24 protein-coding genes and 1 tRNA gene are annotated in these 19,900 nt (G+C 66.0%); 9 read left to right on the top strand and 16 right to left on the bottom strand.

The window, feature by feature from the left end:
• Positions 1–205: 205 nt before the first annotated feature.
• Positions 206–279, bottom strand: a tRNA-Gln gene (locus ASE00_RS01350).
• A gap of 150 nt (positions 280–429) precedes the next feature.
• Here ASE00_RS01350 and ASE00_RS01345 point away from each other — a divergent pair.
• Genes ASE00_RS01345 through ASE00_RS01335 form a run of 3 tightly spaced genes read left to right on the top strand, consistent with a single transcriptional unit; the run spans position 430 to position 2,888 of the window.
• A complete protein-coding gene (locus ASE00_RS01345; RefSeq protein ID WP_082594391.1) occupies positions 430–1,542 on the top strand; it encodes a Ppx/GppA phosphatase family protein in 1,113 nt (370 codons plus the stop codon).
• On the top strand, positions 1,539–2,225 hold the full coding sequence (locus tag ASE00_RS01340; protein WP_056377147.1) for an RlmE family RNA methyltransferase: 687 nt from the start codon (positions 1,539–1,541) through the stop codon (positions 2,223–2,225). The genes ASE00_RS01345 and ASE00_RS01340 overlap by 4 nt, the downstream gene beginning before the upstream one ends.
• A 21-nt stretch (positions 2,226–2,246) precedes the next feature.
• Positions 2,247–2,888 (top strand): glutathione S-transferase family protein, encoded by a 642-nt coding sequence (locus ASE00_RS01335; protein WP_056377144.1) that lies wholly within the window; start codon positions 2,247–2,249, stop codon positions 2,886–2,888.
• Positions 2,889–2,892: 4 nt separating this feature from the next.
• Here ASE00_RS01335 and ASE00_RS01330 read toward each other — a convergent pair whose 3' ends face one another.
• The 4 genes from ASE00_RS01330 to ASE00_RS01315 form a co-directional block, all read right to left on the bottom strand.
• Entirely contained in the window at positions 2,893–3,594 is a 702-nt protein-coding gene (locus ASE00_RS01330) for a ribonuclease T2 family protein (RefSeq protein ID WP_056377143.1), read from the bottom strand.
• The gene (nadC, locus tag ASE00_RS01325; protein WP_056377141.1) at positions 3,594–4,439 is read right to left on the bottom strand and encodes a carboxylating nicotinate-nucleotide diphosphorylase; all 846 of its coding nucleotides are present in this window, start codon (positions 4,437–4,439) and stop codon (positions 3,594–3,596) included. Before nadC ends, ASE00_RS01330 begins: the two co-directional genes overlap by 1 nt.
• 107 nt (positions 4,440–4,546) lie before the next feature.
• Complete coding sequence (gene nadA, locus ASE00_RS01320; RefSeq protein WP_056377139.1) at positions 4,547–5,536, bottom strand: quinolinate synthase NadA; 990 nt, start codon at positions 5,534–5,536, stop codon at positions 4,547–4,549.
• A gap of 151 nt (positions 5,537–5,687) precedes the next feature.
• On the bottom strand, positions 5,688–6,560 hold the full coding sequence (locus ASE00_RS01315) for an MBL fold metallo-hydrolase (RefSeq protein WP_082594389.1): 873 nt from the start codon (positions 6,558–6,560) through the stop codon (positions 5,688–5,690).
• 171 nt (positions 6,561–6,731) lie between these two features.
• Between ASE00_RS01315 and ASE00_RS01310 the strand changes: the two genes are divergently transcribed.
• The 3 genes from ASE00_RS01310 (at position 6,732) to ASE00_RS01300 (ending at position 8,272) form a co-directional block, all read left to right on the top strand.
• Positions 6,732–7,505 carry a sulfite exporter TauE/SafE family protein gene (locus tag ASE00_RS01310; RefSeq protein ID WP_056377136.1) on the top strand — a complete coding sequence of 258 codons (774 nt, stop codon included), beginning with the start codon at positions 6,732–6,734 and terminating at the stop codon, positions 7,503–7,505.
• Positions 7,506–7,566: 61 nt separating this feature from the next.
• A complete protein-coding gene (locus ASE00_RS01305; protein ID WP_056377134.1) occupies positions 7,567–7,860 on the top strand; it encodes a GIY-YIG nuclease family protein in 294 nt (97 codons plus the stop codon).
• Between the two features lie 118 nt (positions 7,861–7,978).
• On the top strand, positions 7,979–8,272 hold the full coding sequence (locus ASE00_RS01300) for a GIY-YIG nuclease family protein (RefSeq protein ID WP_056377132.1): 294 nt from the start codon (positions 7,979–7,981) through the stop codon (positions 8,270–8,272).
• A gap of 575 nt (positions 8,273–8,847) precedes the next feature.
• Here ASE00_RS01300 and ASE00_RS01290 read toward each other — a convergent pair.
• From ASE00_RS01290 to ASE00_RS01240, 11 genes are all read right to left on the bottom strand, one after another.
• Complete coding sequence (locus ASE00_RS01290; protein ID WP_056377129.1) at positions 8,848–9,339, bottom strand: hypothetical protein; 492 nt, start codon at positions 9,337–9,339, stop codon at positions 8,848–8,850.
• A gap of 104 nt (positions 9,340–9,443) precedes the next feature.
• Positions 9,444–9,836 (bottom strand): hypothetical protein, encoded by a 393-nt coding sequence (locus ASE00_RS01285; protein WP_056377127.1) that lies wholly within the window; start codon positions 9,834–9,836, stop codon positions 9,444–9,446.
• Positions 9,837–9,911: 75 nt separating this feature from the next.
• Entirely contained in the window at positions 9,912–10,952 is a 1,041-nt protein-coding gene (locus ASE00_RS01280) for a glycerophosphodiester phosphodiesterase (RefSeq protein WP_056377125.1), read from the bottom strand.
• A 131-nt stretch (positions 10,953–11,083) separates the two neighbouring features.
• Positions 11,084–11,413, bottom strand: a complete 330-nt coding sequence (gene grxD, locus ASE00_RS01275) for a Grx4 family monothiol glutaredoxin (protein WP_056377123.1) — start codon at positions 11,411–11,413, stop codon at positions 11,084–11,086.
• Between the two features lie 12 nt (positions 11,414–11,425).
• Positions 11,426–11,659, bottom strand: coding sequence for a BolA family protein (locus ASE00_RS01270; protein WP_056377121.1), 234 nt, complete (start codon positions 11,657–11,659; stop codon positions 11,426–11,428).
• 2 nt (positions 11,660–11,661) lie between these two features.
• Positions 11,662–11,985: a DUF1476 domain-containing protein gene (locus tag ASE00_RS01265; RefSeq protein WP_056377115.1), complete on the bottom strand. Its 324-nt coding sequence runs from the start codon at positions 11,983–11,985 to the stop codon at positions 11,662–11,664.
• Between the two features lie 194 nt (positions 11,986–12,179).
• The gene (gene leuD, locus ASE00_RS01260) at positions 12,180–12,758 is read right to left on the bottom strand and encodes a 3-isopropylmalate dehydratase small subunit (protein ID WP_056377112.1); all 579 of its coding nucleotides are present in this window, start codon (positions 12,756–12,758) and stop codon (positions 12,180–12,182) included.
• Position 12,759: 1 nt separating this feature from the next.
• Positions 12,760–13,584, bottom strand: a complete 825-nt coding sequence (locus ASE00_RS01255; protein ID WP_056377111.1) for an N-acyl homoserine lactonase family protein — start codon at positions 13,582–13,584, stop codon at positions 12,760–12,762.
• Complete coding sequence (leuC, locus tag ASE00_RS01250) at positions 13,581–15,020, bottom strand: 3-isopropylmalate dehydratase large subunit (RefSeq protein WP_056377109.1); 1,440 nt, start codon at positions 15,018–15,020, stop codon at positions 13,581–13,583. The genes ASE00_RS01255 and leuC overlap by 4 nt, the downstream gene beginning before the upstream one ends.
• Before the next feature lie 180 nt (positions 15,021–15,200).
• Positions 15,201–16,454, bottom strand: a complete 1,254-nt coding sequence (locus ASE00_RS01245; RefSeq protein WP_235538492.1) for a serine hydrolase domain-containing protein — start codon at positions 16,452–16,454, stop codon at positions 15,201–15,203.
• Positions 16,455–16,634: 180 nt separating this feature from the next.
• Positions 16,635–17,495 (bottom strand): HAD family acid phosphatase, encoded by an 861-nt coding sequence (locus tag ASE00_RS01240; RefSeq protein WP_056377107.1) that lies wholly within the window; start codon positions 17,493–17,495, stop codon positions 16,635–16,637.
• Between the two features lie 126 nt (positions 17,496–17,621).
• Here ASE00_RS01240 and ASE00_RS01235 point away from each other — a divergent pair, with 126 nt between their 5' ends.
• From ASE00_RS01235 to ASE00_RS01225, 3 genes are all read left to right on the top strand, one after another.
• Positions 17,622–17,954, top strand: coding sequence for an antibiotic biosynthesis monooxygenase family protein (locus ASE00_RS01235; RefSeq protein WP_056377105.1), 333 nt, complete (start codon positions 17,622–17,624; stop codon positions 17,952–17,954).
• Between the two features lie 184 nt (positions 17,955–18,138).
• Positions 18,139–18,414 carry a hypothetical protein gene (locus tag ASE00_RS01230; RefSeq protein WP_056377103.1) on the top strand — a complete coding sequence of 92 codons (276 nt, stop codon included), beginning with the start codon at positions 18,139–18,141 and terminating at the stop codon, positions 18,412–18,414.
• Positions 18,415–18,576: 162 nt separating this feature from the next.
• On the top strand, positions 18,577–19,833 hold the full coding sequence (locus ASE00_RS01225; RefSeq protein ID WP_056377102.1) for a DUF6895 family protein: 1,257 nt from the start codon (positions 18,577–18,579) through the stop codon (positions 19,831–19,833).
• Positions 19,834–19,900 lie beyond the last annotated feature (67 nt).

The raw sequence follows: 19,900 nt of genomic DNA, 5'->3' as shown, positions 1-19,900 counted from the left end.
GGCGGCAAATGGTTTTCCGCTACAGCCGGGAAGATTTTGCGTGCTGCAAACAGACAGCACCGCCTTCGCGCACTGGCCAAGACGCTGTGAAGCGCAAACTCGTACGGCATCGACCGCCCGCGCTCGTCCAGATGCAGCTGCAAATTAGGCATGAAGTGGGCGTGAAGCCCAGAGAAGCGAACTGGAACGCCTTCTCTGGGAAGGTTGGATGCCCCGTGAGGATTCGAACCTCAATTGACGGAGTCAGAGTCCGTAGTCTTACCTTTAGACGACGGGGCACCAAGGCAGAGCGGCGCACATAGGGAGGGGCGCGGAGCCTGTCAACGGGCTGCGGAGCGGCGGCCTTGCCGTCTGGCGCATCCCGCACTAGTCTCGACGCCAAGTTCCATGCGGAAACTGCCCGTATGGTGATATGAAGAGACGATATTTATGGCGCACGGCCCCGATATGGCCGCGCCGCGCCCCCACCGTGAAGGGGGGCGTCGGGCGCATTCCTCCTCGAACAACGCCCTCGGGCGCTACAGCTATGCCGCGCTCGATCTCGGCACCAACAATTGCCGCCTGCTGATCGCCCGGCCCGCCGAGGAAGGCTTCGTCGTCGTCGACGCCTTCTCGCGGATCGTCCGACTGGGCGAAGGGCTCGCGGCGACCGGCAAACTCTCCGACGCTGCGATGGACCGTGCGGTCAGCGCGCTCTCGGTCTGCGCCGACAAGCTGCGCCGCCGCCGCGTCGGCCTCGTCCGTTCGGTCGCGACCGAAGCCTGCCGCCGCGCCAGCAACGGCCGCGAGTTCGTCCAGCGCGTCTACCGCGAGACCGGCATCGCGCTCGAAATCATCACCCCCGAGCAGGAGGCCCGCCTCGCCGTCCTCGGCTGCCACGCGCTGCTCGAACCCGGTGAGGGCAGCGCGCTGGTCTTCGACATCGGCGGCGGTTCGACCGAGCTGATCCTGATCGACGCCGACAGCAGCCCGCCGCGCGTGATCGACTGGTTCTCCGCGCCCTGGGGCGTCGTCTCGCTGTCCGAGACCGAACCCCATATCGGCGACGACCGCGACGGCCTGCTCGCCAGCTATGCCCGTATGCGCGCGCGTGTCACCGAGAGCTTCGCGCACTTCGCCAGGCGGCTCGATCCGGGGGCGGTGCCCGGCCGCCTGCTGGGGACAAGCGGCACCGTCACCACCCTCGCCAGCGTCCATCTCGACCTGCCGAGCTATGACCGGCGGCAGATCGACGGGCTGATCGTCCCCGTCACCGCGATGCGCGAAATCAGCGCCCGGCTCTCGGGCATGTCGGTGGCCCAGCGCGCCGAACTTCCCTGCATCGGTCAGGAGCGCGCAGACCTCGTCGTCGCGGGCTGCGCGATCCTCGACGCGATCCTCGATATCTGGCCGGCCGAACGGCTCGGCGTCGCCGATCGCGGCATTCGCGAAGGCATCCTTCGTTCGCTTATGGCGCGCGACCGGACCCAAGCGATGTCAAGGCAGGCGGGATCGCCTGCCGGCCCGGACATCGCGGTAGACAAGAATCGGAATGTGCAATGAGCCGGGGCGATGGCGGACGACAGCGGATCAAGACCGCCAAGGGGCGCAGCGCCTCGTCGATCAAATGGATTCAGCGCCAGCTCAACGATCCCTATGTCCGCAAGGCGCAGGCCGAGGGCTATCGCTCGCGCGCGGCCTATAAGCTGATCGAGCTCGACGAGCGCTTCCACTTTCTGAAGGGCGCGAAGCGGGTGATCGACCTCGGCATCGCCCCCGGCGGCTGGACCCAGGTGGTCCGCAAGGTCTGCCCGCAGGCGTCGGTGGTGGGCATCGACCTGCTGCCGACCGATCCGATCGACGGCGCGACCATCCTCCAGATGGACTTCATGTCCGACGAGGCCCCCGCCGTCCTCGCCGAGGCGCTGGGCGGCCAGGCCGACATCGTCCTGTCGGACATGGCCGCCAACACCGTCGGCCATCCCCAGACCGATCATCTCCGCACCATGGCGCTTGTCGAGGCGGGCTGCCTGTTCGCCAGCGAGGTGCTTCGCCCCGGCGGCACCTATGTCGCCAAGGTGCTCGCGGGCGGCGCGGACAACAACCTCGTCGCAGAGCTCAAGCGGCTGTTCACCACCGTCAAGCACGCCAAGCCACCCGCGAGCCGCAAGGACTCGTCCGAATGGTATGTGATCGCGCAGGGCTTCAAGGGGGACGCGGTGCGCCCGAAACCGGACGACGAATAAGACTATCGAAGGAGCAAGCCGATGCCCGAACTGGTCCTCACCACCTTCGACTGGGTGCCGGAAAAGGTGCGCGGCTTCGTCCGCGACCTGCGCATCCGCTGGGCGCTCGAGGAAGCCGGCCTGCCCTATCGCGTCGAGAGCATCCCCTTCCGCGATCGCGGCGCGGAGCATTTCGCGCACCAGCCCTTCGGCCAGGTCCCCTGGCTCACCGACGGCGATCTCTCGATCTTCGAGACCGGCGCGATCCTGCTCCATCTCGGCGAGCGCAGCGAGAAACTGCTGCCCACGGCTCCCCGCGCCCGCGCACAGGCGATCGAATGGATTTTCGCCGCGCTCAACTCGGTCGAAATGGCCAGCCTCCCCTGGACGATGTTCAGCTTCATGGGCGAGGACAAGGACGGCTCGGCCTGGAAATTCTTCGACGGGTTTCTCAAGACCCACCGCCTTGCCCATATGGAAAAGGTGCTGGCGGACGGGCAATGGCTCGCGGGCGACTTCTCGGTCGCCGACCTGCTGATGGCCGACATCTTGCGCGTCGTCGACCATTTCGACGGGCTGGCCGGCTTTCCGCGGTGCAAGGCCTATGTCGCCCGCGCCACCGCCCGCCCCGCCTTCCTGAAGGCGCATGCCGACCAGATGGCGCATTTCGCCGCCGCTGACTGACAGCTCACCGGATCCGGATATTGCTCTCGGGCGTCGCGCCGCCCTGATGACCTGGACAGGTCGTCGGGCGGAAGCTCTTGTCGAGGCAGATCCACACCTCTTCCATCCAGCCCTGCTTACCGACGTTCAGCCGCATCTGGTCGGCGCGCATGCCGGCATTGGCGGCGGCGAACGCCTCCTGGAATGCCTGCGCGGTCATCGTCCGCCCGCGCAGCTTGTCCATGTCCGGAAATTTCAGCCCGGCGAACAACCTGCCGCTCTGCGCGAAATAGTCGGCCGGAACCTTGCTCATGCAGGTGCCGTGCTTCTCCCATTCATGCTGGATCAGCTGGGCCGATGGCGTGCTGCAGAAATGCGCGCGGATCACCGCATCGGGCACCAGCCGGGTGGCTGAGCAATATTGCGGCCATTGCGCCCCCTCGCCATCGGGCCACAGCCCGTGCAGGGTGAATCCGAACGATCCCGTCTGCCCGCCGCAGCGGGCATGGTCCTTCGGGCTGCTCATCCGGCTCGCGCAATATTCGGGCGACCATGTCACCGCCAGCGTATAGCCGCCGATCGGCAGGATGCGCCGCGGCTGGTCGATCGTCGGCCCCTCCAGCATCGGCCGCGGCAGATCGGCCGGCACCGCGCACGACGGCGCCTTCTTCGCACAGGCCGTCCCGGTCAGCAGCGCCGCAAGGGCCAGGGGCAGGCCCGCACGCATCAGACCGCCCGAAAATCCAGCCCGATATCGGCGGCGGGCGCCGACTGGGTCAGCCGCCCGACCGAGATATAGGTCACCCCGGTCTGGGCGATCGCCTTGATCGTGTCGAGCCGCACCCCGCCCGACGCCTCGGTCGGCACCCGTCCGCCGATCAGCGTCACCGCGCCGCGCAAGGTCGGGGGGTCCATATTGTCGAGCAGCAGGTGGGTCGCCCCCGCCGCCAGCGCGGGCTCGATCTGATCGACCCGGTCTACCTCGACGATGATCCGTTCGATCCCGGCGGCCACCGCCCGGCGCACCGCCTCGCCGATCCCGCCCGCCACCGCGATATGGTTGTCCTTGATCATCGCCGCATCGTCGAGCCGCATGCGATGGTTGGTGCCGCCGCCCATCCGTACCGCATATTTCTCCAGCACACGCAGCCCCGGGATCGTCTTGCGCGTGTCGAGCAGGGTTGCGCCCGTCCCCCGGATCGCGTCGGCATAGCTGCTCGTCAGCGTCGCGACGCCCGACAGATGCTGCACGGTGTTGAGCGCCGATCGTTCGGCGGTGAGCAGCGCGCGCGCCTTGCCGCGCAACCGCATCAGCACGCCGCCCTTCGCCACCCGCGCGCCGTCCTCGACCAGCCTCTCGATCGCGACGTCAGGATCGAGCGCGCGGAAGAAGGCCTCGGCCAGCGGCAGCCCGGCGACGCTGATCGCATCGCGGCTCGCCATCTCGCCCTCGAACAGCGCGTCGGCGGGGATCGTCGCGGCGGAGGTGATGTCGCCCCCCTGCCCCATATCCTCGGCCAGCGTGGCGCGGACGAAGCCGTCGAGATCGAAATTGGGAAGGCTGAAGGTCATCTCATATCCCTGTTTCGTCACCCCGGGCTTGATCCGGGGTCCCGCTTCTTTTCCCACCGCTGAGATTTAGCGGGACCCCGGGTCAAGCCCCGGGGCGACGGTTGAACCTAAAGCTTAGGCCGCCCGACGTCAGGCCCCGACAACCCTCCGGTCATCTCCAGCATCCTGTCGAGCGAGCGCTTCGCCGCGATCCGTGTCTCTTCGTCGACATGGATCTGCGGGGTCAGGTCGCGCAACGCCAGATAGAGCTTCTCCATCGTGTTGAGCGCCATATAGGGGCACATGTTGCAGTTGCAGTTGCCGTCCGCGCCGGGCGCGCCGATGAAGGTCTTGTGCGGCGCGGCCTTCTCCATCTGGTGGATGATGTGCGGTTCGGTCGCGACGATGAAGGTGTCGGCGTCGCTGCCCAGCACATAGTCGAGGATACCGCGGGTCGACCCGACATAATCGGCATGGTCGAGGATGTGGACCGGGCACTCCGGATGCGCCGCCACCGGCGCGCCGGGATATTGCAGCTTCAGCTTGACCAGCTCGGTCTCGGAGAACGCCTCGTGGACGATGCAGCTGCCTTCCCACAGCAGCATCTCGCGTCCCGTCGTCCGCGCGAAATAGCCGCCCAGATGCCGGTCGGGCGCGAAGATGATCTTCTGGTCCATCGGGATCTGCGACAGGATCGTCGCCGCCGAGGAGGAGGTGACGATGATGTCGCTATGCGCCTTCACCGCCGCCGAACAGTTGATGTAGGTCAGCGCCAGATGATCGGGATGCGCCGCGCGGAAACGCGCGAACTCCTCCGGAGGACAGCTGTCCTCCAGGCTGCACCCCGCATCCATGTCGGGCAGGATCACGGTCTTCTCGGGCGACAATATCTTCGCCACCTCGGCCATGAAGCGCACCCCGCAAAAGGCGATGACCTCGGCGTCGGTCGCCGCCGCCTTGCGCGACAGGTCCAGGCTGTCGCCGACGAAATCGGCGAGGTCCTGGATCTCGGGAGTCTGGTAATAATGCGCCAGGATAACCGCGTTGCGCTCCTTGCGCAGCCGCTCGATCTCGGCGCGCAGGTCCAGGCCGGTCAGATTCTCGGTAACGGCGTTCATGACTTACTCTCCAGCAGCGGCCTAACGCCGCCAAATCCCATTCCATTCTTCCGTCATCCCGGGCTTGACCCGGGATCCAGCTTCTTGTCTGCCCTGGAAGTAAGCGGGGCCCCGGGTCAAGCCCGGGGTGACGAGACAAGAGCGCAATATCCTATGCCGCTAAGCTCCATTGATCGGCATCGCTGCGCACCAAACCCCGCGTCTCCAGGTCGATCAGATGCGCGAGCACCGACAGCCCCGCCGCGCCGTGCAGCCGCGGATCGATCCCGACATACATCTGGCCGACCATATCGGTCACCGCGCCCGGCTGCTTTTCCAGGAAGCGCAATATCTGCCCCTCGCGCTGCTTGCGATGCCCGGCCAGGCCCCGCACGAAGCGCTGCGGTCGCTCGATCGGGTCGCCATGCGCCGAATAATAGACGCTGTCCTGCTCGCGGGCGATCAGCTTTTCCAGGCTTTCCATATAGCGTGCCATGTCGCCGTCAGGGGGCGATACGACGGTGGTCGACCAGCCCATGACATGATCGCCGCTGAACAGCGCCCCCGCCTCGGGCAGCGCATAGCAGATATGGTTGGAGGTGTGGCCGGGCGTATGGATCGCCTCGAGCGTCCAGCCATCGCCGCCGATCGTCGCCCCGTCGCGCATCGCCTCGTCGGGCGCATAGCCACGGTCGAACGCCGCGTCGGCGCGCGGCCCGCTGTCGTCGAGCACCAGCGGCGCGCAGCCGATGATCGGCGCGCCCGTCCGCGCCTTCAGCTCAATCGCCGCCGGGCTGTGGTCGCGATGAGTGTGGGTGCAGACGATCGCGCGCACCGGCGCGCCGCCGATCGCCGCGATCAGCGCCTCGACATGCTCGGGCAGGTCAGGGCCGGGATCGATCACCGCCAGGTCGCGATTGCCGACCAGATAGGTCTGGGTGCCGGTATAGGTGAAGGGCCCCGGATTGGCCGCCAGCACGCGGCGCACCAGGGGGTGCTGCATCTGGGCGACGCCCGCAAGCTGCTCCTCGCTCATCGCCGCCATGTGGCATCGCGCGGCGGCAATGTGAAGAGTGCGCGGCCTAGATGAGCTTGCCCGCGCCCAAATAACTCTTGGTCAGACGCAGATTGCCTCCCGGGCGGACGCGGCTAAGGTCCGCGCCCGATACCCGTCACCCGGCGGGATATGAAAAAATCCTGCCGGATGCATTGAACCATGCCCGAACTTTCCCTCGACCAGCTTCAGGCCCTGTTGCCGTTCATCGCGGTGGGCTTCATCGCCCAGCTGATCGACGGCGCGCTCGGCATGGCCTTCGGGGTGATCACCAACACCCTGCTGGTCAGCGTCATCGGGCTCGTGCCCGCACGTGCCTCGGCCAGCGTCCATCTGGTCGAAACCTTCACCACCGCCGCCTCGGCGGTCAGCCACATCTTCCACCGTAACGTCGACTGGAAATTGTTCGGCCGGCTGGTCATCCCCGGCATGATCGGCGGCGTCGCCGGCGCCTATCTGCTGTCGAACATCGATGGCGCGCTCGCCCGCCCCTATGTGATGACCTATCTTTCCGGGATCGGCCTCTATCTGCTGTGGCGCGCCTGGCGGATGGACCACGGCGCGCCCCACAAGCCCGCGAAGGTGATCGCCCCGCTCGGCCTGGTCGGCGGCTTCATGGATGCGGCGGGCGGCGGCGGCTGGGGGCCGATCGTCACCTCCAACCTGCTCGTCCAGGGCACCGAGCCGCGCTCGACGATCGGCACCGTCAACACCGCCGAATTCTTCCTGACCACGACGATCTCCGCGACCTTCATCGCCACGCTGGGCCTCGAAGCCTTCTCGATCGCGGTCGTCGGCCTGATCATCGGCGGCCTCCTCGCCGCCCCGCTCGGCGCGCTGCTGGTCAAGCGCATCGCCCCCAAACGCCTGCTGACTATGGTCGGCTGCGTCCTGATTGCCACCAGCCTGTTCGCGCTGGCGAAGGCGCTGCTCTAACCGCGCATCCCACGTCGCCCCGGGCTTGACCCGGGGCCCAGCTTCCTTTCCACCTCCCGTCATGGGAACGAACGGCGGCTGGGTCTACATCATGGCAAACCGCTACCGCGGCACGATATATGTCGGCGTGACGTCCGACCTCGCCTCCCGCATCCACCAGCACCGCACCGGGACAGGCTCGGACTTCTGTAAGCAACATGCGCTCGATCGGCTGGTCTGGGCGGACCACACCACATCGATCACCGCCGCGATCGCCCATGAAAAACGCGTCAAGAAATGGCGGCGCGAATGGAAGTTCGCATTGATCGAACGCGCCAATCCGCAGTGGAACGACCTTTCCGATCACCTGATCTGAGAACAATAAAAGCTGGGCCCCGGGTCAAGCCCGGGGCGACAAGAATGAGGACAGTTACCTCCCCAAAATCGTCGCCCCGGGCTTGACCCGGGGCCCAGCTTCCTTTCCACCTCCCGTCATGGGAACCGACGGCGGCTGGGTCTACATCATGGCAAACCGCTACCGCGGTACGATCTATGTCGGCGTGACGTCCGACCTCGCCTCCCGCATCCATCAGCACCGCACCGGGACAGGCTCGGACTTCTGCAAGCAACATGCGCTCGATCGGCTGGTCTGGGCGGACCACACCCCGTCGATCGCCGACGCGATCACCCATGAAAAGCGCATCAAGAAATGGCGGCGCGAATGGAAGTTCGCGTTGATCGAAACCGCCAATCCGGAGTGGAACGACCTTTCCGATCACCTGATCTGAAAGCAATGAAAGCTGGGCCCCGGGTCAAGCCCGGGGCGACAAGATGAGGGCAATTACCTCCCCAAAATCGTCGCCCCGGGCCTGACCCGGGGCCCAGCTTCCCTGTCTACCGCTTCTTCCGGCAACGCGGCTGGAGCTACAAGGCGGGACCTCCCGAACGCACCCTCGATCACGAAACGCACTCCGGCCCGTCAACTCCTGCCACTCCCGATCGGACATGGCGCGGGCGAGAGGTATAGCGCTATCCCGCTACGCTTCGCCCTTATCTTGTCGCCGACTTTGCACCCGGCAATTTGACGCGGCAAAACGAGAATTTCTCCCGTAACCCCTTTTGCGTCCTCCGCGCTCACCCGGACATGGCCGACATACCAGCGCCCCTCATAGGCCCCAAACCCGGTTATCGTCGCCATCTCAGGAACCGCCCCTTCGCGCGCGGAGCGATCAGATACGGTGCATGTCGTCATGATGACGGATACGACCACGAACATGATGATCAGGACGCCCGATCCGGAGCTTCGCAGCTGAAATATCTTGCCCTGAAACCAGGCAATCAGCGGATACCGATGGGAAGGCAATTAAACCAGGCCCTGCCTGACAATGCCTGCGCGAGACGCGGTGGAGGGAGCGGCGGTTCCGCGCGGCCCACCTTTCAGCACATCATGCATCGTCCTTCCCTGCAACGCCGCCGCCCATGCCCGACGATTGGTGGACAACGACACAAGGTCGCACTCCACCCCCGTTCGGCGAAGATACGCCAACCGCCTTTTGTCGAGACGATGAAAGGCGTCCCAAGCGTTCCAGTAAACGAAGACGACCCACAGCATGAAGATGCCGATGATAGCGACGGCGAGCATCGGAGAAATAGACACCCAACCAAGTGCTTGGGCTGCGGTGACGATTGCGACAGGGACGACTGCCTTGGCCAGCTCCAATTTCAGCCAATGGTCAAATGCGCGAGCATTCTTGCGATAGCCCGACAACAACACCGACTTCGCTCGGATCCTGCGGCGCTGCGTCTCCAAAATTCCCATGTTTATCCTCACAGTGTCCATGGAATGCGCATACATCGTTTCCGAAAGCTACTTCTTCTCGACCTCCGGATTTCTATTATCGCAATTGGTCTCTTCTGCAGCTTGGTTCGATCGGGTAAGGAACGTCTGAATCGTGGTGGTTAGCCGCCATTCACGCGGACAAACGCATACCGTCCGCCACCGACGGCATCATCAATCAATTCGAGTTGTCGAGGGTGGGCTGGATTGTCGAGACGTAGTTTCAAAGGATGTGCATCAGACCTGACCACCACCGCATGCGCCGACGCCCCAACATATGCCGCCGGCAGCACGTACGGGCCGACCTTGTCCCGCTCGATGATGTAATCGACACGTTGATTTCCGACGATCATCACCCCGTCGTGCAAAACAATCGTGCCGCAACACCCGCTCGAATATCGTCCATTCGCGATACCAGTCGGCAGGCGTGGTTCCCCCGTGAGCGCAATGTAAGCCCACGCGCAGAGGACAATGACGACGGTGGCGAACCCAACAGCCTTACTCACGCTCATCATGCCTGTTTGAACCGGTCCAGGCACGTCGGCAACTAGGTCAACTCCCGGCAGGCCGCTAAAATACGGCCCAGCCCATCACCGCCCGACCGCACCACGCGCCGCTACCGCCTCGGCCGGAAAATCGCTGAACACCCCGTCGACCCCGTACCCCAGAAAGCGCCGATACTCCGACGCCGCTTCCCCTCTCGCCCCCTGATCCTCGCCGATCCGATCCCCGGCTGGCAAAAAGATATTCTCGCTCCGAAACGTCCATACATGCACCAGCAGCCCTGCCACATGCGCATCGTGCATGAGGCGCGTTGGCGGCAGCGCCTGCCCCGCCGCGTCGCGGGGTTCGATCAGCAGTTTGTTGGGGCCAATTGCGTCGGCATAGGCCGCGATCGCCTTCAGGCCCTTCAACGACACCATATCGGCGACGGTCAGGCCGGTCCCCGCCTCCACCTGATCATAAGGCGGCGCTTCGCCGTCGATCAGCTGGACCAGCCGCAGCCTCGTCATCTCTCGCAGCGCCTTGAGGTTCGACACCTCGAACGACTGGATGAACACCGGATCGTCGGCTTTCGTGAACCCCGCCCGCGCCAGCGCGTCGACCAGCGGGCGTTCCATCGGCTTGCCGATCGCCGCGAAATAGCTGGGGTGCTTGGTCTCGGGATAGATCCCCACCCGCCGCCCGGCGGCGCGGACCAGCGCCAGCGCCTCGTCCAGCGTCGCGATCTCCTCGTTTAGCCAGCCCATATTCGCGGGCCTGATCTGCGGCAGCCGCTCTCGCGCGCGCAGCGTCTTCAGTTCGGCGAGGGTGAAATCCTCGGTGAACCAGCCGACCACCGCATGCCCGTCGATCGTCTTGCTCGTCCGCCGGTCGGCGAACTCCGGGTGATCGGCGATGTTGGTCGTGTCGGTGATGTTGTTCTCATGGCGGATGACGAGGACATCGTCCTTCGTCATCACCAGATCGGGCTCGATGAAATCCGCGCCCTGCTCGATCGCGAGCCTGTACGCCGCCAGCGTATGTTCGGGGCGCGATCCCGAAGCGCCGCGATGGGCGATGACGATCGGCTCAGCGAGCGCGGCGGTCGTCATGCCGAGCGCCGCCAGGAGAACGAACAGGCGATGCATCGCAACCACCCCCTGTCGTCATTCCCGCGAAAGCGGGAATCCATGGATCGCGACCGAAAGAACCTCTTGTCCATCCTTACCGTGGATTCCCGCTTTCGCGGGAATGACGCAAGGGGACATGAAGGCTCATATCAGGAGTGGGCAACACCCTTTTCTTCGAGCAGATCGGCCAGCTCGCCCGCCTCGTACATCTCCATCATGATGTCCGAACCGCCGACGAACTCACCCTTCACATAGAGCTGCGGAATAGTCGGCCAGTCGGAATATTCCTTGATGCCGGCGCGGATCTCGGGGTCCTGCAGCACGTCGATCGTCGCATATTCGACGCCGAGATGCTCGAGGATCGCGATCGCCTTGCTCGAGAATCCGCATTGCGGGAACAGCGGCGTGCCCTTCATGAACAGCAGCACGTCGGCCGCATTGACCGCCGTCGCGATACGGGCCTGAACGTCGTCACTCATTGTAATAGCTCCTTATTCGGGCGTCGCGGTGGTCAGCTGAAGCGCGTGCAACACGCCCCCCATCCTGCCGCCCAAAGCTTCGTAGACACGCTGATGCTGGCGCACGCGCGGCAGGCCGCGAAAGCTCTCGCTCACCACGCGCGCGGCATAATGATCGCCGTCGCCGGCCAGGTCGGTGATCTCGACCAGCGCATCGGGGAGCGCCGCCTTGATCATCGCCTCGATCTCGGTCGCGGCCATCGGCATGGTTATTTGCCTTCCATCAGCTGACGGCGCGCCTCGATCGTCTTGGCGTCGAGCGCCGCGCGGATCTTGGCGTCGTCGATCTCGACACCGGCCGAGGTCAGGTCGCCGAGCAGCTTGCGGATGACGTCCTCGTCGCCGGCTTCCTCGAAATCGGCCTGGACCACGCCCTTGGCATAGGCGTCGGTTTCCTCGGCGGTCAGCTTCATCAGCCCCGCCGCCCACTGGCCGAGCAACCGGTTGCGCCGCGCGGTGATCCGGAACGCCATTTCCTGGTCATGCGCGAACTTGTTCTCGAAAGCCTGTTCGCGATCATCGAAAGTGGTCATGCAGTCCCCGTCGCCTTGTGGTTCATGAGATCAGATAGGCACGCCGCCCGATGCGCGCAACTGCGCAAAATTTGTCGGCCAGACTTTCGCTCGGTCCAAAAACCAGCCGCTCACCCTGAGGAGCCATTGAGCTTGTCGAAATGGCGTCTCGAAGGGCTCAGGATGAGCGGGGTGGCGACTGGCTGCGGCCCGCGTTACAACCAGGGCCGGTCCACCGCCATCTTCGCCTCGAACGTCCCGATCACCGCATCCTGCGCCAGCGTCATGCCCACTTCGTCGAGGCCGTTGAGCAGGCAATGCTTGCGGAAAGGATCGATCTCGAAGGTGAAGCGGTCCTGGAACGGCGTCGTCACTGTCTGATGCTCCAGGTCGATGCTGATCGGATCGGTCTTGGCGACCTCGACCAGCCGGTCGACCGCTTCCTGCGGCAGCACCACGGTCAATATGCCGTTCTTGAAGGCATTGCCTGAGAAGATGTCCGAAAAGCTCGGCGCGATCACCGCGTCGACGCCCATGTCGTTGAGCGCCCAGGCGGCGTGCTCGCGGCTCGATCCGCAGCCGAAATTGTCGCCCGCGACCAGGATGTTCGCCCCCTTATATTCGGGGTCGTCGAAGACGTTGCCCTCCTGCGCGCGGATCGTCTCGAACGCACCGCGGCCCAGGCCTTTGCGGGTGATCGTCTTCAGGTAATGCGCCGGGATGATCACGTCGGTGTCGACATTCTTCAGGCCCAGCGGAAAGGCGCGGCCCTCGATATGGTTGATCGGCTTCATCTCATTCGGCTCCCTGCGGGAAGGCGGGCAGCTTGGCGATGTCGCGCGGGTCATGCTGGATGATCACGACCGCCTTCTGCGCCTTGCCCAGCTTGCGGAAGCGGTCCATCGCCGCCAGCGAGTCCGCCCGGTCGGTGTTGAAGGTCGGCACCCCATCGCTGTCCAGATTCTCGTGGAAATGGGCGACGTCGCCCGACAGCAGCACCGCGCCGGTCTTGGGCAGGCGGACGAGCAGGCCGTGATGCCCGGGCGTGTGGCCGTGCAGGTCGATCATCGTCACGCTGCCGTCGCCGAAGATGTCCTTGTCGCCGCTGACGCCCTCGACCTTCACGCCCTCGCCCAGCCAGTTGGCGATCGGCTTTCCGATCGACGGATCCTTGCGCGCCGCCTCCAGGTCGCCTGCGCCGATCATCAGCTTGGCCTTGGGGAAGTCGGCTGCCTGGCCGGTGTGGTCGAAATGATAATGGCTGATGCCGATAAGCCCGATCTGCTCGGGCTTCACGCCGATCTCGGCAAGCTGCTCGACGATCGTCTTGCTCAGCGTGGGGGTCATCGGCTTGGCCGGATCGTTGGGCTGCCCCTTCACCGCGGCGGGAAGCCCGGTGTCCCACAGCATATAGGCATCACCATCCTTGATCAGATAGCAGCTGGAGGTTAGCTCCTTGCTCTGGCCGGTATAGCTCTGCGTGTCCGAAAAGACGTTGAGCTGGTTGACCCAGACGCTACCGCAGTCGAGCCGCCACAGCTTGTCGACCGTCCCCGGAACGGGAGCCGCCTGCGCCGAGCCCGCCAGCAGCGCCGCCGCGATCGCGATCAACCGCTTCATGCCACGGGCTCCAGCGTGCGGACGTCGGCCAGATGCCCGGTCACCGCCGCCGCCGCCGCCATCGCCGGGGAGACGAGGTGGGTGCGCGCGCCGGGGCCCTGACGGCCGACGAAGTTGCGGTTGGAGGTCGAGGCGCAGCGTTCGCCCGGGGGCACCTTGTCGGGGTTCATCGCCAGGCACATCGAGCAGCCCGGCTCGCGCCATTCGAAACCCGCCTCGGTGAAGATGCGGTCGAGCCCTTCTTCCTCGGCCTGGCGCTTGACCAGGCCCGAGCCCGGCACGATCAGCGCCTGGCGGACATTGGCGGCGACCTTGCGGCCCTTCACCACCGCCGCGGCGGCGCGCAGGTCCTCGATCCGGCTGTTGGTGCAGCTGCCGATGAAGATATTGTCGACCGGCACGTCCTGCATCCGCGTGCCCGGCGTCAGCCCCATATAGTCGAGCGACTTCTGCGCGGCGACCTGCTTCGACGGGTCGGCGAAGCTCGCCGGGTCCGGCACAACGCCGGTGATCGGCACGATATCCTCGGGGCTGGTGCCCCAGGTCAGGCAGGGCGCGATGTCGGCGGCGTCGATCACCACGACCTTGTCATATTGCGCGCCGGGGTCGGTCGCCAGCGTCCGCCACCAGGCGACCGCCTTGTCCCAGTCCGCACCCTTCGGCGCCATCGGGCGGCCCTCGATATAGGCGAAGGTCGTCTCGTCGGGGGCGACGAGGCCGGCGCGCGCGCCATGCTCGATCGCCATGTTGCACACGGTGATCCGCCCTTCGACCGACATCTCGCGGAAGACGTTACCGGTATATTCGATGACATAACCGGTCCCGCCCGAAGCGCCGAGCACGCCGCAGATGTGCAGCACGACATCCTTCGGCGACACGCCCTGGCCGAGGACACCCTCGACGCGGACTTCCATCGCCTTGGACCGCGCGAGCAGCAGCGTCTGCGTCGCCATGACATGCTCTATCTCCGACGTGCCGATGCCGAAGGCCAGCGCGCCGAGCCCGCCATGCGCGGCGGTGTGGCTGTCGCCGCAGACGATCGTCGTGCCGGGCAGCGAGAAGCCCTGTTCGGGGCCGACGACATGGACGATGCCCTGCTCGGGCGCGACCGCGTCGATATAGCGCACCCCGAATTCGGGCGCGTTCTTCTCCAGCGCCGCCAGCTGGTTCGCGGATTCGGCGTCGGCGATCGGCACGCGCCTACCGTCGGCGTCGAGCCGCGCGGTGGTGGGCAGGTTGTGGTCGGGCACCGCGAGGGTGAGGTCGGGCCGCCGCAGCTTGCGGCCGGCGACGCGCAGCGCCTCGAAGGCCTGCGGGCTGGTGACCTCATGGACGAGGTGGCGGTCGATATAGATCAGGCAGGTGCCGTCGTCGCGACGTTCGACGACATGCGCGTCCCAGATCTTCTCATAAAGGGTGCGGGGCTTGTTCGACATGGCCGCCGATCTAGCCTCGCCCGCGCCAATGTCAAAGCAGAGAGCGCTTCAGGATGGAAAGCTGCCCTTTTCCCACCCATCGCCGTCACCCCGGGCCTGACCCGGGGTCCCGCTTCTTCCGGCGGCCCGGAGGAAGGTAAAGCTGGATCCCGGATCACGTCCGGGATGCCGAGTAAGGGCTTACTTCCCCAACTCCATCCAGTCCCGGAACGGCTGCCGGTACAGCATGTCGAACACCTCGAGCTGCATCCCCGTCGGCTCGACCGCGGTCGAGTTCCACAACATGCCGACCCCGGCCTTCAGCACCGGATCGAACAGGATCAGCGAGCGATAGCCGTCCACCGCGCCGCGATGGCCGATCACCTCGCGGCCATTATAATGATAGATGCGCCAACCCAGCCCGTAGCTCGCGTCCTTGAGCGCGCGGTCGAGGTCGCGCTGCCGGTGGATCGAGAAGGTGCGGATGCGCGGGCTGTGCAGCTCACGCAGCACCGACGGCGATAGCACCGACGGCGCGCGGCCCATCTGCGCGCGCATCCACAGCCCCAGGTCGATGATCGAGCTGTTGACGCCGCCCGCTGCGGGCGTCCGGTAATAGGCGTCGGCGACCTTCAGCTCGCGCCGCCCCTGATGCGGCCGCGCCCAGCTCGGCGAGGATTCGAGGCCCTCGCGCGTCGTCGTCGCCGATTGCATCCCCAGCGGCCCGAACAGCTTCTCCTGCACCAGTTCGCCATAGGGCTCGCCGCCGGCATGTTCGGCGGCCTCGCTCGCCGCGTCATAGGCGATGTTCTGATAGCTGTAGCATTTGCCCGGCGGGCACAGCAGCGGGATCTGGTTCAGCCGCCCGCGGATTTCCTTTGGATCGCGCCCGTCCTCCAGGTCGCGGTCATAGGCATTCTTCCAGATGCCGAGACTCTGCGACAGCAGATTGTCGATCGTCGCGACATTCTGCGCATTTTCGGGCAGTTTCAGCGACGGCGCCCAGCGCGACACCGGATCCTTCAGCGACAGCTTCTTCTCCTGCGCCAGCTTGACGAGCAGCGTCGATGCCACCCCCTTCGAAACCGACGCCCAGCGGAACACCGTGTGCGCGTCGACCGGCTTGCCCTCGGGCCCGTCGGTGGTCACGCCATAGCCCTTGGCGAAGCTGATCTCGCCATTCTCGATCGTCACGATCGCGACACCCACCACCGCGCGGTCGGCGGCCAGCTCGCGCATCCGCCGGTCGAGCCGGCCATAGTCGATCCGCGTCGGCCCCTTGTTGCTGATGCCGATCTTGCTCAGGTCGATCGACAGCCGCGCCGCGCCCGGCTTCGGCGCCTCCTGGTTCTTGCGCAGATAGAATCCGCCCGCCGCCAGGAAGGCGATCACCACCGCGAACAGCACCGCGCCCGCCACCGCCAGCGCATGCTCGATCTGGATGACCGTCGGCACGCGCGGTTCACGCGGTGGCGTCGGGGATTTTCTGTTGGTGTCAGGCATCAGGAGGACGGGGCAACCAGCAATTAGGAGAGACGGGAGCTTTAGCAGCCTGGACGAAAATCGCCCCTGCTGCCCGGAGCCTTCCGGCGCATGACATGCACCATCCGCCCCGGCACCGGAAGACGGCTCATTTCATTCTTTTCGTTTCGATCCCGGATCGGTCCAGCGCTGGCCCACGGGAAATACCTCGTCCCACCCGCCCGCTACGCCCGCGCCATAGACGGGGTTGGGCAGCACGAACCACCCCCGGCCCCACAAAGCCGCGATCGCCCGGCTCTGAGCCAGCGCGCGCCGCGCTGCCGGATCGCCCGCGAACAGGTCGCTGAAGTCGCCCAGCTGGTCCCCCGCCATCGCGATCACGCACCAGCGGGCCGCGATCGCCGCCCGCCGCGCATCCTTGGCCGACTTGCCGTCGGCATCGCCTTTCAGGAACAGCGTCTCGCCATGGCGGAAGGTGCCCAGCCCCGCCGCCGCCAGCGCCGCCTCGCTTTCCGCTGCATTGGCGGCGCTGCGGTTGCTGTTGACGATCGGGGTGATGCCCATCGCGCGCAATGCGGTCAGCGCCGCGGCGGCGCCTGGCACCGCCACGACTTTGTCCGTGCCGGTCTTTTCCCACCGGTCCCAGCTCGCGGAATCGAATGCGCCGCCGCGCCGCGCCTGGTCATATTCATAGCCGCCGTTCAGGATCAGCGTCTCGTCCGCGTCGAACAGCGCCGCGAGCGGCTTGTCGCCACAGTCGGCGAAGCGCGGCGCATCGAGCGTCGCGCCGTCGGCCAGCACCGCCGACTCCCGCCGCGCCGCGCGGCCCTCCGCCTCCGCCACCAGCGCGGCATAGGCCTGCACGCTCGCCGCCGCGGCCTCCGCCGATCCGTAGAGATATTGCATCGCCGGGGGCGGCGCGGCGGCAGGGGCCGGCGGCACGGTCGCGCAGCCGCTCAGGCCGCCCAGCGCCACCGCGATGGCAAGGCTCTTCAGGATGTCGGTCCGGATCATCGCCCTGATCTAGCGCTCAACCCGCCGAAAAGCGCGCCATAATTGCCACATCGCCCGCGAAAATGGCGATGAGCCGTTGACCTGCCCCGTGCGTTTCGATCATCAGACGACCAAAAGGAGCCCGGGATGATCAAGGAACTGGCGGAAATCGACATCAAGCCCGGCCAGGAACAGGCGTTCGAGGCCGCCGCCGCGATCGCCAGGGATCTTTTCCTCGGCTCCAAAGGCTGCATCGCCTTCCGCCTTCACCGCTCGATCGAGCAGCCCAGCCGCTACCGCATGTTCGTCGAATGGGAAACGATCGAGGATCATATGATCGAGTTCCGCAATTCGGACGCCTTCCTCGAATGGCGCCGCCTGTGCGGCCCGCATTTCCAGAGCCCCCCGCGCGTCGAGCATCTCCTGATCATCGTCGAAGGCCATAACGAGCCTGCCGCGGACAGCATCGCCGCCGAATAGCGCCGCGCGCCGCCCCTGTCATAGCGGGCATATCCTGCCGTGACGGTCGTCACGTGGGCCGGACACCAGAAAAGCATAGACAATGATTCGCCCCACCGAAGCGAGTCACCCCCCTTCCAGCCTCGGTGCGGCGCGTCGGCATAGTCGACGCAAAGTCCAACACCGATTTTGGAAAGGATTTACCATGCCCCGTTCTATCGATGTCGCCAAGGTCATCCACGCCGCGGGCGAAGCCAAGCTCGTCAATCTTGATCTGTCGGTCCGCGAAGTCGCCGGCTCATCTCTCATCAATTCGGTCGCCGGCCTCGATGAACCGTGGGACCTGATCTGCGCCGACTGGATCTCGGTCATCCGCCGCGGCCCCCGCTTCGATTCCATTCTCGAGATCACCGAACTCGCCGGAACCCTCCGCCAGAGCCTCGGCGCGATCCAGAAGGCCGCCAACGGCATCCAGCACTAAGAGCGGGCGCTTCGGATAACGGCGATGACCGTCATTCCCGCGAAAGCGGGAATCCATGGACGGCGGAACATCGCGCACAAATTGTCCCCATTCCGTGGATCCCCGCTTTCGCGAGGATGACGGCAGGAAAGGGGAAGCTCCCAAAGCAAAGGACTGGGCAGCATGACCGACATCTTCATCCAAAGGCTGGCTGCCCAGCTCTCCTTCGCCGCCGAACAGGTGCGGCGTCTCGACACCAACGCCGCCTATTGGCCGGATTCGGGCCACGCCACCATCCGCCTGCGCGACAAGGTCGCGACCGAGGCGGCGATGCTCCTCCTCCTCGCCCGCCGCGCGGAGGCGGCCTGTCCCGAACTCGCCCCCTTCAACGATGCGCTCGCCGCGCCGCTGCTCCGCGAAATCCGTTCGGATCGCCTGCGCGGGCTGATCCTGCGCCAGCCGCACGTCGCCGCCACGCTCGGCGCGGGCAGCGTCTTCCTCTCCGCCGCGGGCCATGGCGATCCCGCCTTCGACCGGCTGATCGAAGACAGCCTGAACGCGGGCTTCGGCCAGTGCGTCGAGCGCGTCCCCTATCGCCAGCTCGACCAGCTGTGGACCCGCAACCTCCTCGCCGCCGCGCCGCAACCGCTCGACGCGGTGCTCGCCGGATCGATCCTCCACAGCCGCGCCCACCCCTTCTACATGACCGAGGCGGACGCCTATGCCGTCACCCACGCCATCCTCTACGCCACCGATTTCGGCCGCGCCCCACCGCCCGCCTCGCTGGATCGCACCCGCCTGTCCGAAATGGTCCACGAAGGCATCGCCTGGTCGATGGTCTCGGAGGATTTCGACCTGCTGATCGAATATCTGATGTGCGCGGCCTGCCTCGGTGAAACCGGCGGCCCCGCCGCCTGCCTCGGCTGGCACGTCGTCGACCGCATCTGGAAACAGCTCGGCTTCCTCCCCGGCCCCACCTTCGATCCGCAGGAGTTCCGCGCCCGCAGCGGCCCCGCCGCCGACGCCTATGCCTGCGAACAGATGTACCACACCAATTTCGTCGCGGGCATGTACTGCGCGATGCGCCTCGGCCTTCCCGCCCCGGAGGCCGCTGTCCCCCCGTGCCACGAAGCGGGCGGCCACGAAACCCTCGAACGCTTGCTCGGCCTCGGCCTCGCCATCGCCGGCGCGTGCATCCGCCCCGACAGCCCCTGGTTCCAGGCACTCGAAAGCGCGCCGCTAGAGGACGAAGACCTCGCCGCGATCCTGTGGGACGCGCTGGCGATCGCCGCCACCCGCCACATCGACCGCCCGGTCATGGACCGCCTCGCCCGCGACGCCGCCCTCTCCACCGGCCGCACCCCGCACGAGCTCCGCTGGCTGATCGATCGCCTCGACGGCGCGTTCTCATCGCCCGTCGCGATGGCCCATGCTGCCTGAAACCGTCCGCCTGGACGCGCCGGCCCGCTTTGGCCGACCAGCGTAACGATAGAAACTTTGTTTTTGC

Source organism: Sphingomonas sp. Root710, from assembly GCF_001429065.1.
In the GTDB taxonomy this organism is placed as follows: Bacteria; Pseudomonadota; Alphaproteobacteria; order Sphingomonadales; family Sphingomonadaceae; genus Rhizorhabdus.
The sequence above is the reverse complement of the archived record's forward strand: the minus strand, read 5'-3'. Positions and strand labels throughout refer to the sequence as shown.